Source organism: Bradyrhizobium sp. (genome assembly GCF_019244115.1).
Classification (GTDB): Bacteria; Pseudomonadota; Alphaproteobacteria; order Rhizobiales; family Xanthobacteraceae; genus Bradyrhizobium.
This window is the reverse complement of record NZ_JAFATE010000068.1, coordinates 1-14,293: the sequence shown is the minus strand read 5'-3', so window position 1 is coordinate 14,293 and position 14,293 is coordinate 1. Positions and strand designations below refer to the sequence as shown.

General features: G+C 59.6%; 15 protein-coding genes and 1 pseudogene. 10 read left to right on the top strand and 6 right to left on the bottom strand.

Features of this window, described 5'->3' with window-relative positions; all coding sequences use genetic code 11:
• Together JOZ76_RS03285 and JOZ76_RS03280 are read left to right on the top strand one after the other, a co-directional pair.
• Positions 1 to 791, top strand: a 791-nt coding sequence (locus JOZ76_RS03285) for a DUF3363 domain-containing protein (protein ID WP_291697196.1), incomplete at its 5' end; no start/stop codon positions are given.
• A 363-nt stretch (positions 792 to 1,154) separates the two neighbouring features.
• Complete coding sequence (locus JOZ76_RS03280) at positions 1,155 to 1,979, top strand: DUF1194 domain-containing protein (RefSeq protein WP_291697195.1); 825 nt, start codon at positions 1,155 to 1,157, stop codon at positions 1,977 to 1,979.
• A gap of 59 nt (positions 1,980 to 2,038) precedes the next feature.
• Here the strand turns inward: JOZ76_RS03280 and JOZ76_RS03275 are convergent, their stop codons facing one another.
• Positions 2,039 to 2,269, bottom strand: coding sequence for a hypothetical protein (locus JOZ76_RS03275; RefSeq protein ID WP_291697194.1), 231 nt, complete (start codon positions 2,267 to 2,269; stop codon positions 2,039 to 2,041).
• Positions 2,270 to 2,597: 328 nt separating this feature from the next.
• Between JOZ76_RS03275 and JOZ76_RS03270 the strand changes: the two genes are divergently transcribed.
• On the top strand, positions 2,598 to 3,059 hold the full coding sequence (locus JOZ76_RS03270; RefSeq protein WP_366938537.1) for a VOC family protein: 462 nt from the start codon (positions 2,598 to 2,600) through the stop codon (positions 3,057 to 3,059).
• A 1,058-nt stretch (positions 3,060 to 4,117) separates the two neighbouring features.
• Here JOZ76_RS03270 and JOZ76_RS38510 read toward each other — a convergent pair.
• Both JOZ76_RS38510 and soxR read right to left on the bottom strand, forming a co-directional pair.
• The gene (locus JOZ76_RS38510; protein ID WP_441299966.1) at positions 4,118 to 4,372 is read right to left on the bottom strand and encodes a GCG_CRPN prefix-to-repeats domain-containing protein; all 255 of its coding nucleotides are present in this window, start codon (positions 4,370 to 4,372) and stop codon (positions 4,118 to 4,120) included.
• 30 nt (positions 4,373 to 4,402) lie between these two features.
• On the bottom strand, positions 4,403 to 4,837 hold the full coding sequence (gene soxR, locus JOZ76_RS03260; protein WP_291697192.1) for a redox-sensitive transcriptional activator SoxR: 435 nt from the start codon (positions 4,835 to 4,837) through the stop codon (positions 4,403 to 4,405).
• Positions 4,838 to 4,914: 77 nt separating this feature from the next.
• Between soxR and JOZ76_RS03255 the strand changes: the two genes are divergently transcribed.
• The 3 genes from JOZ76_RS03255 (at position 4,915) to JOZ76_RS03245 (ending at position 8,370) form a co-directional block, all read left to right on the top strand.
• The gene (locus JOZ76_RS03255; protein ID WP_291697191.1) at positions 4,915 to 5,637 is read left to right on the top strand and encodes an SDR family oxidoreductase; all 723 of its coding nucleotides are present in this window, start codon (positions 4,915 to 4,917) and stop codon (positions 5,635 to 5,637) included.
• Positions 5,637 to 6,677, top strand: coding sequence for an S-adenosylmethionine:tRNA ribosyltransferase-isomerase (locus JOZ76_RS03250; protein ID WP_291697190.1), 1,041 nt, complete (start codon positions 5,637 to 5,639; stop codon positions 6,675 to 6,677). Before JOZ76_RS03255 ends, JOZ76_RS03250 begins: the two co-directional genes overlap by 1 nt.
• Positions 6,678 to 8,118: 1,441 nt before the next feature.
• On the top strand, positions 8,119 to 8,370 hold the full coding sequence (locus tag JOZ76_RS03245; RefSeq protein WP_291697189.1) for a hypothetical protein: 252 nt from the start codon (positions 8,119 to 8,121) through the stop codon (positions 8,368 to 8,370).
• A gap of 1,437 nt (positions 8,371 to 9,807) precedes the next feature.
• Here the strand turns inward: JOZ76_RS03245 and JOZ76_RS03240 are convergent.
• Entirely contained in the window at positions 9,808 to 10,374 is a 567-nt protein-coding gene (locus tag JOZ76_RS03240; protein WP_366112804.1) for a hypothetical protein, read from the bottom strand.
• Between the two features lie 470 nt (positions 10,375 to 10,844).
• On the opposite strand from JOZ76_RS03240, the pseudogene JOZ76_RS03235 reads away from it, so the two are divergent.
• The 3 genes and pseudogenes from JOZ76_RS03235 to JOZ76_RS03225 form a co-directional block, all read left to right on the top strand.
• Positions 10,845 to 11,077, top strand: a pseudogene (locus tag JOZ76_RS03235) (hypothetical protein); the annotation flags it as partial.
• A gap of 108 nt (positions 11,078 to 11,185) precedes the next feature.
• A complete protein-coding gene (locus JOZ76_RS03230; RefSeq protein ID WP_291697187.1) occupies positions 11,186 to 11,464 on the top strand; it encodes a hypothetical protein in 279 nt (92 codons plus the stop codon).
• Between the two features lie 254 nt (positions 11,465 to 11,718).
• Positions 11,719 to 11,883 carry a hypothetical protein gene (locus JOZ76_RS03225; RefSeq protein WP_291697186.1) on the top strand — a complete coding sequence of 55 codons (165 nt, stop codon included), beginning with the start codon at positions 11,719 to 11,721 and terminating at the stop codon, positions 11,881 to 11,883.
• 354 nt (positions 11,884 to 12,237) lie between these two features.
• Here the strand turns inward: JOZ76_RS03225 and JOZ76_RS03220 are convergent, their stop codons facing one another.
• Positions 12,238 to 12,375 carry a hypothetical protein gene (locus JOZ76_RS03220; protein WP_291697185.1) on the bottom strand — a complete coding sequence of 46 codons (138 nt, stop codon included), beginning with the start codon at positions 12,373 to 12,375 and terminating at the stop codon, positions 12,238 to 12,240.
• A 158-nt stretch (positions 12,376 to 12,533) separates the two neighbouring features.
• On the opposite strand from JOZ76_RS03220, the gene JOZ76_RS03215 reads away from it, so the two are divergent.
• The gene (locus tag JOZ76_RS03215) at positions 12,534 to 13,619 is read left to right on the top strand and encodes a GGDEF domain-containing protein (RefSeq protein WP_291697184.1); all 1,086 of its coding nucleotides are present in this window, start codon (positions 12,534 to 12,536) and stop codon (positions 13,617 to 13,619) included.
• Positions 13,620 to 13,764: 145 nt separating this feature from the next.
• On the opposite strand, the gene JOZ76_RS03210 is transcribed toward JOZ76_RS03215, so the two are convergent.
• A partial coding sequence (locus JOZ76_RS03210; protein WP_291697183.1) for a response regulator occupies positions 13,765 to 14,293 on the bottom strand: 529 nt, incomplete at its 5' end.

Here is a 14,293-nt window from a genome sequence, read left to right as displayed (position 1 = left end):
CAGTCGTCCTCGGTCCAAGACCAGCTGACCGCAACATCGCCAGCAATGTCGAGGAGAGCACCGACATCTACCGACCGAGCCGGCACCTGGAGCGCGTCCGCGACAGCTTTGAGCGGCAGGGCAAGGACCCCGAAGCTTTCGTGCGTTCCCACGTCCGCCGCCTGGAAGCACTGCGGCGGGCGGGCCTTGTCGAGCGGATCGATGCCGACAATTGGAAGGTCCCGAAGGACGTCGTCGAGCGCGGGCAGGCCTATGATCTCAGCCAAGGCGGTGACGGGCTAAGGATACGGACGCTCTCCGCCATCAACCTCGACCGGCAGATTACGAGTGACGGTGCGACTTGGCTCGACCACCAGATGATTGCCAACGACCACTCGGAACTCCGAGACATCGGCTTTGGCCGGGAGGTAGACAAAGCTATGACTCGGAGGGCACAACGACTTGTGGAGATGGGACTTGCGACCGCCAAAGACAGCAAAATCCGTGTCCCAGTCGACGTCGCCGCGAAGCTTGAGCGACTCGAAGTCGAGCGCGTGGGCCAACAGATGGCGCGAGACCGCGGCCTGACCTTTAGGCCAAGCAGCGCCGGCGAGTATGTCAGTGGCCGCCTCACCGGCGTCGCCAGCCTCGTCAGCGGGCGATTCGCCGTGATCGACAACGGGCTCGGCTTCCAGCTCGTGCCCTGGCAACCCCTGCTCGAGAAGCGCATCGGTCAGCACATCAGCGGGCTTCAGCGTGACGACGGCGGCATCGAGTGGAGTTTTGGACGAAAGCGCAGGCTGGAGTTGTGAGTGGGTGCATGGCCGCATCCGCTTGCGGGCTGGCGCAGGACCGACATCACCCGGTCAAGGCACGCGCTTTCGCGCCACCGCTTCGCGTCTAGCGGCCTTCACAGCCCTGCCGTCGGCCCGGCCGTGGCTCGGCAGGCGAGCTTGGTGGGAACATCACGTCCCCGGGGAGTGCCAATGCTTGTACGCACGAGAGAATGTGCGCAGGGCGTTCAATGATCCCACAAGCCAACGCAGCGCAGCGCCGAAGGCGGGATGCCCAAATTGAGCCGGCGGACCGATCAACTTCAATGTGAGGCCACATCTTCGCGCTTTGCGCGATGCGGGTTGCGTGTCACCATCGGATCCAACAGACGGAGGTCCACAATGCGGTGTATCTCGATCGGAGCAGCACTTCTTGCAGGCCTGCTCAGCGGTGACGTCGTGGGCGCTGCCTCGTCGAATCAGATGACGGAAAAGCAAATTGCGCCCTCGGTCGATGTCGAACTCGTCATTGCCGTCGATGTTTCCTATTCGATGGACTTGGACGAGCTCGCGGTCCAGCGAGAAGGGTATGCTCAGGCCATTGTCTCAAAGGTATTTCTGCAGGCGCTGAGGGCGGGCCCAAACAGCAAAATTTCGTTGACCTATTTCGAGTGGTCCGCGTCGAGCGACCAAAAGATCATTGTTCCCTGGCGCGTGATCGATGGCCCCGAGACGGCCGATGCGGTCGCCAGTGATATCATGAACACTCCAGTCCGCCGGGGATCGCGCACATCGATCTCGGGTGCCATCCAATTCGCGATGCCGCTGTTCGAGGAGGATCCGTACCGAGGACTGCGGCGCGTCATTGACGTTTCAGGTGATGGTCCAAACAATAACGGGCTGCCGGTCGCCCCGGTTCGGGAGGAGGCGCTCGCGAAGGGAATCGTGATCAATGGCCTGCCGATTATGGTGAAGGAGCCCTCCTATGCAACGATGGATATCGACAATCTTGATTGGTACTATGAGGATTGTGTCATCGGGGGGCCCGGCTCCTTTGTGGTACCGATCACGGACCGGGAAAAGTTCAAGGAGGCAATCCGTGCAAAGCTTCTGCTCGAGGTCGCGGGAAGGACCCCAGAGCACCGCGTCATACCGACCGCTGAAAAAGAGCCGCGCGTCAGCTGCCTGATTGGTGAAAAACTTTGGCAGGATCGCTGGGCTCGCTAGCCCAGATTCTAAGAGCTGAACGCAAAGGATAGGTGCGTGCCTTGGTCACATGCGGTGGGCTACCACTTACGGTAGCTCCACGCGCCGTTTGGGTTGCTCTTCAATTCATCCCCACCAACCAAAAAGGTCTGCCCGCAGGGACGCAACTCGCCGAGCATTGCTTTCGCGCTCCGCAAAGGTCGGAATGATGACGGCGGGTTTTCCCATAGGCAATCCGTTTGGCAGGACGCCGGGTTGGCACGCACGAACCCTTCATTCAGCATGCCCATGAGTTTGGCGGCTTGATTCATGTCCATACTTCAGAAGTTGCGAGTGCAACCTTGAAGGGCAAAGCGGGATAGTTCTCGAAGAACCGATAAAGACTTGTATGTCGCCGCCTCCACCCGCCGGACGTGATGAGCGCCACCAGAACTCTCAGATTCTGATCCGTTGCCATCAGATCTGGGGTAGTGTCGCGCGAAACGGTCCTTCACGCGGACCGTCGCCTGCTCTGGCGTAAAGGTGGCGCCATGGCCGATGAGGTTGATGAAGATGGGCACTGTTGCTTCGCCGCGGTGGGCGTGATGCGCGCGACTTGGGCTCGCTCCAGTCGCCGAAGCTTCGACGTTTTGCGAGTTCGTGCTGCGCCTCGCGAGGACCTGGTTTGAGGGCGAACGCTACAACGCTATGCTGGATCACGTTTCACTCGGGGTCACCGACATCAAGCGCAGTCGGCGCTTTTACGACGCTGTGCTGATTCCGCTTGGGCTCGTGCGTATCGTTGATTTCGGCGAGGACCGCGGTTTGGATTATGGCGCAGCACCCGGGTCGACCGGCGTTGAATTCACGATCACCCGCGAAGCCGACGTGAGGACGCCTGTTCCAGGCGCACACATCTGCTTTCGCGCTCCCGACCGCGCGGCAGTCGACGCCTTTCACGCGGCAGCGCTTGCCCATGGGGGGCGGAATGACGGCCTGCCCGGGCTTCGGGCTAAATATCACGCCGATTACTATGGCGCCTTCGTGCTGGACCCTGACGGTCATCGCATCGAGGCAGTCTGTCACGCGCCCACCAGCCCGGCGATCGTCGCGAACGGCTGACCTCAAGTGGGCTCGGGTGATGAAATCGTGCAATTTCGTAAACTTGGCGCACCCGACACGATTCGAACGTGTGACCTTTCCCTTCGGAGGGCAACGCTTAGCAGAAGCGCAACGGCTGGTTCTAGCTTAGTTACCCGAAAGGGCCGGTCGAGTTTGCCAATGTCAGTGAATTGTCAGGTACGGTCTGTTACCTGTCCTGAGTGGCCGATTGTCACATTGTAGGCCTGCGGCGACCGCCGCCCGGATCTCAAAACAGGAATCGGCGAGAACCGAGAAATTCTGCCACATGCGTTCAATCGTAAAAGAATTGTTAAGGCATTTTGGAGACTTTGATGCATCTGACAACAGAGGGCCTGTCAGGAGGTTCGAGATGAGCAAGATCGTTGCGGGTTTTTGTGCGTTGGCAATAATTGGCGGGTCAGCTCTGATCTCAGCTTCACCGGCCAGGGCCGAAAATGGACAAATCGCTGCAGGGGTAGCTGGAGGCCTTCTGGGCGGAATGCTGCTTGGTGGCGCTCTAGCCTCGCGCCCCGCACCGCCGCCTCCGGTTTATTACGCTCCGCCGCCCGAGAGAGTGTATGTCGAAGAGCCGGCTTGTCGCGTGGTTCGTGAGCGCTATTGGGACGGCTACGACTGGCGTTACCGTCACATTGAAGTCTGCGACTAGGCTAGTCCGGTTCGGGCTGGCAGAGATTAATGATCTTGGGCCGCTTGGTCGACGCTGCCCACACGCCGCCCTTTTCCACTCACTGAGGATTGCAAATTCCGCCAATCCGGCCGAGTGGGAAGTCTTGGAACAGACCGGGATCAAATTCCCCGGATTTTCCCCGTTTCGACGGGTCGAGTTGCTCGATCGTTCCGTCTCGGAACGTCGCGAACCGGTTTATGACTGTGAGCTAAATGTCGTTGATTATTCAGGTTTTCCGCACCGTTTGCCGGCCGCAAAAAAGTTGCGGCCAGGCTTTGTGGCAGCCTGGCGCCTTCGCCCGCGCAACCCCGCGGCACTAGCTAACTAACCGGTCCCACTTGACCGGCTGATGCCAGTGAGTGTCTAGCCCTTAGCTCCGGGGGAAACAGGCTCCGAGACGGCGATTCCAGACATAGTCGGCATAACCGCGGACGGGGGGACATGGAGGGCGAGGCTTGGCACCGGCAGGGCATTCGTTTCTTACGTGAGCGGTGCCCCAGCCATCCACGACGCATCCACCGGACGGTGTGGCATAGCAACCCGGACCGCATCCGTCTGCGGCATTTGCGCCGCTGAAGCAGACGACGGTACCGGTGAACAGAATTGCCGCGAAAAGGTTCCTCATGTTTCCTCCACGGTTGCCGTGAGAGCGCGATCAACTGAGCCAGTAGCGTGGGCCGGGTCCGCGGCGTCCGGCCTGGTCGGCGGGATTTGCCAATCGGCACCTGTCGATCGAAAGGCATCCGCACCCGATGCACTGCGTGAGTCCGTCGCGCAGGTTTTGCAACTCGGCAATTCTTTGATCGACCCGCTTCGTCCATCCCCCCGACAGACGCGCCCAGTCTCCGCGCGTAGGACTTCGATCGACCGGAAGCTTCGCAAGTTCCGCACCGATTTCCCCAAGAGTCAGCCCGATCCGCTGCGCGAACACGATGAAAGCGATGCGCCGCAAAACCGACCGCGGATAGCGTCGATGTCCCGAGCCCGCCCGCACTGACGCAATCAACCCGCGCTCCTCATAAAAGCGCAAGGCTGATGACGCGACGCCACTGCGCCGGGCAACCTCGCCAATCGTGAGCACGGAATCCATGCGCCAATTCAGCACACTTTCGGCTTGACCTCAAGTTAACTTGAACTTGTAGCCTGGGACCAATGGAGGACACAATCATGGCAAACGATATCGATTTGCAGGATCTTCGCGTGGCCGTTACCGGCGGGACGTCTGGTTTGGGGCTCGCTCTCGTACGGCTTCTCACCGGCCGCGGCGCGCGTGTTGCCTTCGTTGCCCGCGGCGCGCAAACCGTCAGGCACATCGCGGGAGCAACCGGCGCCGTCGGCATCGTCGGTGATGTCGGCAACAAGCACGATACCTATCCGGTCGCAATGCAGATTACCGGCAATCTCGGCGGGCTCGACGCCTTGATCAACAACGCTTCGGCACTGGGACCGACGCCGCTCGCGCTGCTCGCAGATACCCAATGCGAGGAGCTCGAACAGGCGCTGGCGGTGAATCTGATCGGCCCGTTCCGGTTGACCAAGGCGCTCTTCGGCGCGCTGGCGGCGTCCGCGGGGGCAGGGCGGGGCGCCGTGGTGATCAACATTTCGAGCGACGCTGCTGTCAACGCTTATTCCTGCTGGGGCGCCTATGGCGCGAGCAAAGCGGCGCTTCGCCACATGACGGCGATCTGGGCTGAAGAGGCCAAAATGGAACGTATCTCGTTTCTCTCGCTGGACCCTGGCGACATGGATACGCCGCTGCACGCCCTGGCCATCCCCGATGCCGATCCGACGACCTTGAAGCGGCCGGACCGCGCTGCCATGGAAATTGTCACGGCGTTGCTCGCAGCGTTGCCGAACTACGCGGTCCGCGCCGTCGCGGAGCAACAATAATGGACAACCATAGACTTGATCGGTCGCCGGCCAAACTTCTCGCGGTCGACGCAAATGGCGCGGTGCGGCACCTTCCACGAACTCGGCTTTCGTCTGTGTTCAGCGCCGGCGATCTCATTGTTGCAAATGATGCCGCTACGCTTCCTGCGAGCCTGGTCGGCCATCATTGCGCCAGCCGCGAGCCGATTGAAGTCCGGCTCGCGGCGTGGGTATCGCATCACAACCTGAGAGAGTTCGCGGCGATTGCGTTTGGCAGCGGTGATCATAGCACCCGCACGGAAGATCGTTCGCCGCCACCGCCGCTCGCGCCCGGTGATCGCCTTTCGCTCGGTCCACTGACCGCCGTAATCGAGCGTCTGCTCGATCATCCTCGCTTGTTTCGACTCCGACTCTCGTGCGACTCGGCAACGATCCTGGCCGGCCTCGCGCAACACGGGCGGCCAATCCAATACGCACATATCCCGGAACCGCTGGCGCTCTGGGACGTTTGGACGCGAATCGCCGCCGACCCGATCGCGTTCGAGGCGCCCTCGGCGGGATTTGCGTTCGACTGGCGCACGCTGGCTGCCTGGCGACAACGAGGAATTTGCTTCACCACGCTCACCCATGCCGCAGGTATTTCCTCGACCGGCGATCCAGCACTCGATGCGCGGTTGCCTTTCGACGAGCCTTATCACATCCCAGAACGGACTGCGGCGGCGATAGCTCACGCGCGCTCGCGAGGCGCGCGCATCATCGCCATTGGGACGAGCGTTGTTCGCGCACTTGAATCGGCGGCGGACGCGGTCGGTAGCATCCCTCCCGGACATGGCATTGCAAGAGGACGCATCGGGAGGCAAACGCCGTTGCGAACCGTGGACGCACTCCTCACCGGCGTACACCAAACAGGCGACAGCCATTTCGAGCTGCTGCGGGCTTTTGCGAGCGACGCTGTGCTGGCTACCGTGTCCGAAGCGTTCCGCGCGTGGGACTATCAACCTCACGAGTTTGGCGACTCTCTCTTGATAGAACGCCAACGACGAGCGCGGCATCAAGCCTAATTCGTCGGATTTGCGACCCGTAAGCCACTGACTTTGTTAGGAGAGCGGATAACTGTAAATCAGCCGCCTCGTGGCTTCGAAGGTTCGAATCCGGCGTAGTGCTTTTCAGCTAGAGTGATCGGGCGGAGCTCGAGGTCGCGCGCTCACTTCCGAAATACTTGCAATTGAGGTGTGATGGCTGTCGAGCCGTGGCAATTCTCTATACCCTGCCGCAGGTAAATTCATAACTTAAGCGGTTCGCGCAACGTGTGGATCGCGCAAATGCAACCTTGCCCAGGGTCGATAGCTTACTCCATTAACACGGTGAGGAGCGCAGAGAAGCCAGCAGTAGCGCCTTGATCTCTCTCATCTCGTGGTAGGCAATCGCGCAGATGCGCCAGTCGCTCGCCACCAAGGCGAGCGTGTAGGCGGGTTCATGTGAAAACAGCAAGGCGTCCTGCCCGTCGAGGACATCCCACAGAATCGTCGCGTGGCGCAGCCGTGGCGAGAGAACGCGGACTTGAAGATCGCGTATCGGTCCACTGGCAGCGCCAAGCTGACGACAACCTCTGAACAGCGGCTGATGATTTCGGCCAGGTACTGCTCAATGGAGCTGATCACCGTCAGCGTGATGTCCCCGTCGTCGCCAACAAAGTGGCAGGGAAAGAGAAAGCATCGCGCCAGCGATTCCCTATTCCGAGCGGCGAAAGCATCGCTATAGCGCGCGAAGAACGCCTTGATCTCGCACGTTGTCTCGCTGGCGCCGGTCATTCGCGTGTCCTCTAACCGAAGGACCAAACCATATCCCGGAAATGCGACGCCGCGAGGATGGCGGACGGCCTCGGCGCGACCGCGGGGAGGCGCTCGGCGAAGAATTTGATGCGCCGTTCACTCGACCGACCGGACTGGATAAGCGGCGACCGCTTTGATATCCGCCGGTGTTGCCATACCTGAGCTTGCTTCAGCTCTATCGCTGCCTGTCGCTCGACGAGGCATTGAAGACCATTCAAGACTACGGGCTATTGCATCAGCGTATTCGATGAATTCAGATAGCGACTTGATGACGTCGGGCGGAATTGCGGGGAATGCGGGCGCCGGGATGCCATCATGAACCAGAAGACTGTCCTCACAGTATCGCAGCAACGGGAGGAGCTTGTGACAAGCCTCCTCGGCCTACTGACAAACTTCGCTCATCGCCAACGGAAGTATGGCCCGAAGGGCCGATTGCTTTTGCGATCGCCTGAAGGCCTCGAGCTTTTCGGTCTTAGCTGAAGTTCGGCTGGTGTTATAGTAAGTTACCGAACGTGATGAGCGCGACCGCAGTTCCGATGAGGGGTTGCCACGGCTGAATGTCCTCCGGAGTCAACTCCAGTCTCCATCCTCCACACTGATTGTCGCACGCAAGAATCGCCTCTCGTCGCTACTTTACCGGGTCTTAATGACGCTGGCGTACGATCGCCTCATGAAGATTCGCGACAACATGAGCGCGGTGATCGAGGGCCTGCAAAAGGACCACGGCCTGCTGGCGGCCTATTTGGAGGCGACCGACAAAATCGATTGGCGGGCCCTCCAGAAGCGCGTGCTGATCGGCGAGACGTCCAGGCCGGCCGACGTAGAAGCGCACCAGGCGTCGACTGCACCACAATTGCCTGAGGTGGTGCACGCAGCATCGCCATTCGTTTTACGGCGTGCCAACCTGCTGCGAGTTCCCTGAAAAGTGCGCTAACGCGATGATCTCGTCCGTGCAGCTTTCATATCTGCTTGCACTGCTGCTGCCGTGTTGCTCGCGGGCTCTCGACTTGGCGGCGGCTCATTGAGATTCTGCGCCCATGGCTGGGCAGATCGAGCTGCCGAGCTCGATGTGGCGTGCTCGGAACTCGCGCAAGCGGCTAAAAGAGAGCTGACGAGGGCTACCGACCCTAATGTTCGAACGACCTCGTGCATCAAGACTCCCGATCCAGCGGCGGCGCTGATGAGACCCTAAGTCCAAACACGCCCTGGCCGGTGACACGATTTGTCGCTGCTCATGCATGGTTCGTGAAGTTGGTACAATTAAACTCCCGCCGGCGTGCGGCGCACCGTCGACGACCGACAAAGAGACGGCCCGCCATTTGCGGCGGGCCCCAAGTTCAGGGAGGAGCCGCACGGTAGATTGATTCGCGGCTCCGCTGTGTGGCGCCGCTCACACACCGATGGTGCGAACGTCAGAGAACCCACAAGCGCGAGACCGATGCCCGCGCCTATTCTTTTACCGCCTCAGCCAGTCCTCGATCGCCTTCGCATTGGCCCGTCTCGCAACCCCTGCAAATAGAGGGGGCGGACTGAACCCCTCCATCTCGTCATGCCTGGCGGTTGCGGACGGCTAGCGTTTTAGCCGTCTGGTATGAGCCGCAAGACGCTGGCGGGCGGGCGAACGGTTGCGATCGGCCGCCGGGAATTAACTCGCGTTTGAGTTTCCTGCGACGCATAGTTGTTCTATCGCCGGTCCGCCCCCCAGGCATTTACCGGTGACTGCGAGTGTTGTGCTCCCGCCTGTTCAAAGGGAAGCAGCATGACCCAATCCCAACGCGTGTCGTCCGCCGTTCCACTGGCTCCAATTGAGCGTCCCGCCTGTCCGCGGTGTAAAGCTCCGATGATGCTCGTCAGCGTCGAGCCGGCACGAGCGGGCGTCGACGTGCATACGTTAGAGTGCGCTGTCTGCAATCACGTGATTACGGCGCTTGCCGCGTATGAAGATCCTATGCATTCCAAGGACCTCGGCCGCTGGCTCCAAGGCGATTTACATCCGCCGACGCGCTGTGAATGAACCGGCGGCTTCGCCATCGCGCTAGCGCTCCGGACCGGGACCAAATCTTTGTTCTGTATCGCAGAGTGAGGATCCATGAGCAGCGCCCGCGCGACCCGATATCGCAGACTGGCCCTCTCTTCTTGCGAAGGCTAATACGGACCTGCTTCTTAAGCTCGCAGATGAATGCGATCGGGGGATTCTCTGCACCGCTGAGTGGCGTTCGGCGCAGCCATCAAAAAATGAGCAGCCGCCAAAAGCAGGAGACCCCAAGTTCCGGTTTGAGTGGGACCCATTACATGGCGGGCGTTGAAAACGTGCGCGCGGGACCGAAGCCCCGGGCCCAGTTTTCCTGTTTGGCATGTCTTAGCCTTGTGGGGCCGACGTGATAGCTGGAAAACTTAGGGGAGATCCTCCAACCGAGACAGGACCTAGAGGTTTAGGCTGCCGAGCCATCCTTTTGCGCACCACTCCGGATAGCCGAGCGTGCCCTGTTGGAATGGAGGAAGTTACCTCCGGGGCTATTGCATTTTGCAGCGAGTCGACCTTCGCTATCAGCGTGGAAATCTGAGCAGACATCCTTTTCACGTCGACACGTTCATCCGCTATCTGGGCAGATATTTTCTTCATATCGACTTGCTCATCCGTGACGCTCTGTCTTAGAGACGCAAGCGTAGTTGAATCCTGCTGAAGCAGAGCCGTGTTTTGCTGCAATGAGGAGCTGTTCTCTTGCAGCAAGGCAACGTGTTGCTGCTGGGCTGATTGAATGTCCCTCAATGTAGCGACAACCGGATCCGGTAATGGATCGGAAGCTTTCTGGTGCGGAAGCAGTTCGGCCGAACTACTCACATTCGACAGGGCAAAATCGGAAGGCCACATTGTATAGACGGCCGCAGTAGTGTTTACGCCAAGAGCGAACACCGACAGCGCCAAGATCGATTTCCGACTGGATCGCCTGCTCGGTGCCGTGGATTCGGGTTGTTCGGTTTGGCTCTGCGTTTCCGATGTGTTGCTCACGTGCATCGACCTCAAATGAGTGAACAAAAAGGGAGCCGTCGCTGGATCGTCCTCGCGACAGCTCCCTTACGCGGCACCCATCTAAAACTGCCCTAGAGTATGGGGCTGATGAGATTAATTCCCCGTTAGCGACCCAGCCGTCGGCGGTGTGCCGCCAGCCACCGGCGGTTACGCTTCCTGTGCGATCAGCGGCGACACAACACCGTCGGACCCTGTGGATAATTATCTGCACAACCGTTTGCGATAAATCCACAATCGTTGGCAATTGCCCTTCCCGCTCCTCGCTCAAGCGCGGGACCGAAGCCCTGCGCTGCAAAGAAAAACCCCGCCCTCAACTTGGAGCAAAGGGCGGTCCTTGGGGATGTGTCGTGAGAAGCGACACTGCGGGCCCGTGCTGTTCAGATGCCAATGGCACTGCACTGTCTGATGTCGACTGGGAAACCACCAAAGACGACAAGCACTATCGCGCGCGTATCGAGGGCGAGTGGTGGGACGTTCCCGATGAGGCAGTCATAACCGAGCGAACCGGGCAGGGCGGACCATGGTTTGGCCGATCTATTTCCGGAAGCCGACGCTGCGGATCGAGATCCGCTGCTTCATGGCAGGGACAATAAGCTGAAGAAATGCCCGACGGCGGCGCCGGGCGCTTCCCCACAGAGCCCACGGCTTTTTCATTGCGTCGGGCTCAGTTTAATAGCTTTAGTCCGTCTCCCACCAGGGAGGCGGCTTGGTCTATGCGCGCCGGTCGGAATGGGACGGTGAGGGGCGTGACGTCACGATCCTGCACCGCGTGGTCATCGCGCGCATGGGGCTGAAGCGGCCGTCCAAAAAGCACTTTGTCGACCACTGGAACGGCGACAGCCTCGACAACCGCCGCGCGGCCGACGATCGCCGGCCGCAGCTGCGCTGGGTGACGCCGCGGCAGAACATGGCCAATCAGCGGGGCGTCATTAGTGTGCCGGTGGCGTCGAAGTTCCCGCAGGTGATGGAGGATATTCCGTTCTAGGAGTTGGCAAGCCCGTACCCGACGGCGCCACGCTAATTTTTTTGATCTTGACTTGGGGCGTCCTTCGCCAGGAGGATTTCCCGCTGCAAAAAAATCGATGGTCTGATGTGCCTGCTCCGGCGTCAACGCAATCGAGACCGGGAATCCGTGGGTGGTATTGTATTCTACGGTCACAACCGATCCATCAATCGCATGCCCGGAACGGACGACCTCTGTAGCTCTGTATGGCGCCGCTAGGACACGTCACGCAGGCGATGGATCAAGGCGACAAGCTGAGGATCATCGGCCAGGGCAGAGCAGTCACGGACGCAGAATGGCGTCCATACCTGTCGATCACGATCGACGTCCCGATCACCGATCGAAACCGCAAGGCCTTCTTCGTGGGCCGCCACTTCGAGATCGCAGTCAAGCCGGTTTGATCTGGCCCGCGGCAGGACGGCACAACCCGAGGCTGTGCAAACCTACGTATAGCGCTTTTCAACTTTTCGATAACGGCCACTTACCCTGCGTATAATTGAGCCGCGGGTCCGTCCCTCTAACTTCCCAACATGTTTGGGAAGGGCCGACTGCGAGACAGCAAGTCCGCCAATCCCAGCTAGGAACACAAGGCCCACTTGGAAATCGAACGCCATCGCCGATCATTTCATCGGAAATGGATGTGGGCCAGCCCGGCAGTTGCGCCTCAGAGCCTTGGCTGACCACTACGATTCCGACGCCCCAATCTATGCACTTTCGGCGGATGCAACCTGTTGCCGATTTTGGTCCAAAATGTGCTAATCAAGTTTGCCGGAGAGATCCAGGACGGTCTGCGAATGCTGCACCACCAGACCACGAACTCCGGAACGTTTGCCGCGCAGTTGTTCCTCGGCAGCGCTGCGCTGGGGCGACGATGCATTGAGAAGCTCTGTCAAGCGGAGGTTCAAAAATCACTTTCATCGTTCGGGATACAAAGGAGCGACTTCGCCGCGAAATGAGCCCTCTGGCACGCTGTGACCAAGAATCAGGTAGTTATAAGGCGAGGACGGCTCGTGCTTGCTTCTGGGCGGACGTAAGATGATAGGTATTGCACATGGAACACTTGGATGATCTTGAACCCGAGCACGTCGCGTCCATCTCGGCCAACGCGCTCCAGCTAATGGGGCAACTAGACGTTCCGATCATACCTACGAACTTCACCGTTTGGTTTGCCTATGTACTTGGCCGGTCGGCCGCTTTACGCAAGATGATCAATATTCTGCGTTCGAATAAGCGTCACTTCGACAAAGCCCTGAATCGCGAACTTTATGGCACGTTCGTAAAATCCCAGAGCAGCTTTGGGGACGCCGCCGAGACCATCTCGGAGGAGCTGGATGCAATTTTGGCCAACGTTAGGAGCGACCTTTCGGGCGCCATTGCTGACAATGCCGCTCATTCAGAAGAATTGACCGAGGTAGGCCGGACACTTCGCTCGACCGGTGATACCCAGTTAGCCTTGAAGCGGCTTGGAGAGGAATTAGCGAAGGCGACGCAGCGTGCGTCGGGGTTGGAAGCCAAGCTCGTCGATGCATCAAAGGAACTCGACGGACTCCGCAAATCGCTTGAGGAAGCGGAAGCGAGATCGCGAACCGATGCCCTAACCGGCCTCGCTAACCGACGCGCAATGGAGATTTTCCTTCGAGCGGCCCAATTAAAGGCGATGGAACAAGGAGACCCGCTAAGTGTATTCTTGGTCGATGTCGACCATTTCAAGAGATTCAATGACAAGTATGGACATCAGCTCGGTGACCAGGTCCTGCGCATTGTCGCGAAGTATCTACAGGAGGGAATCCGGGATTGCGATCTTGCGGCCCGCTATGGTGGGGAAGAATTGCTGTGCATCCTGCCGGGGGCCACAATCGAGAGCTGTCAACAGGTGGCCGAACGAATTCGTACCCGTATAGCAAGCGCGAAGGTGACACGAAGGACAACGGGCGAGGAGGTCGGGCAAGTGACTATATCGATTGGCGTAGCACTGTTCGATCCAGGCGAAAGCTTTGACGGGCTCATCGAGCGGTGTGATCGCGCGCTCTACCAGGCCAAGCAGTCCGGACGGAACTGCACAATCATTGCGGAAGCCCGATTAGGATCCGGGTGTCAAACTGATCGCACGAGGCATCCACGCGCGTGCGATCCGTGACGTGCTCTGCGGTAAAGGATAGGCATTTGCGGAAAAATCCGGTGTGCGCAGGCTGTCAGCGAACGATCGCGTAGCGTGACGAGTGAGCAACGAACCTTTCAAAAAGGCATGCAGTACGATGGCAGTTGCCAAGGCAGCCCGTGCTCTAAGCAAGCCACCCTTGCGCCAATCCGAAACCGACAATTTCAGCACGTGACTTCAACCCAAGTTTTCCCATCGCCCGGCTCCGATAGGTTTCCACCGATTTGATGCCGAGCATCATCTGCGCCGCGATCTCCTTGGTGGAATGCCCCGCCGCGCACATCTTGAGTACTTCGCACTCGCGTTCGCTCAGACCTCCGATCGAGGCTTGGCGAGACCTTCGCCTAGGGAAAAGATGTCCCGCTACGAGTGGATCGACGAACGTTCCGCCCGCCAGGACCGCTTTGATGGCTGGGACCAATGTATCGGGGGCCGAGCGCTTGACGAGATAGCCACGCACGCCGGCCGCGAGCGCCTGTTTGACGTGAGCCGCGTCGTCATGGGCGGTGAGTACGATGACCTTCGTTTCTGGGCAATCGTCTCCCAATCTGCGCGCAAGCAATAGCCCGCTCAATTTTGGCATTCCGATATCCGCGATGAGGATGTCGGGTCGCTTGGACCTCACCAGTGTCAGAGCCTCGAGCCCGGTGGTA

What these genes read in the sequence shown, in the direction of transcription:
- JOZ76_RS03275 (WP_291697194.1), bottom strand. Translation starts at nt 2,269, where the DNA reads ATGAATCAAGCCGCCAAACTCATGGGCATGCTGAATGAAGGGTTCGTG.
- JOZ76_RS03255 (WP_291697191.1), top strand. Translation starts at nt 4,915, where the DNA reads ATGGCAAACGATATCGATTTGCAGGATCTTCGCGTGGCCGTTACCGGC.
- JOZ76_RS03225 (WP_291697186.1), top strand. Translation starts at nt 11,719, where the DNA reads ATGGATCAAGGCGACAAGCTGAGGATCATCGGCCAGGGCAGAGCAGTC.
- JOZ76_RS03250 (WP_291697190.1), top strand. Translation starts at nt 5,637, where the DNA reads ATGGACAACCATAGACTTGATCGGTCGCCGGCCAAACTTCTCGCGGTC.
- soxR (WP_291697192.1), bottom strand. Translation starts at nt 4,837, where the DNA reads ATGGATTCCGTGCTCACGATTGGCGAGGTTGCCCGGCGCAGTGGCGTC.
- JOZ76_RS03245 (WP_291697189.1), top strand. Translation starts at nt 8,119, where the DNA reads ATGAAGATTCGCGACAACATGAGCGCGGTGATCGAGGGCCTGCAAAAG.
- JOZ76_RS38510 (WP_441299966.1), bottom strand. Translation starts at nt 4,372, where the DNA reads ATGAGGAACCTTTTCGCGGCAATTCTGTTCACCGGTACCGTCGTCTGC.
- JOZ76_RS03215 (WP_291697184.1), top strand. Translation starts at nt 12,534, where the DNA reads ATGGAACACTTGGATGATCTTGAACCCGAGCACGTCGCGTCCATCTCG.
- JOZ76_RS03280 (WP_291697195.1), top strand. Translation starts at nt 1,155, where the DNA reads ATGCGGTGTATCTCGATCGGAGCAGCACTTCTTGCAGGCCTGCTCAGC.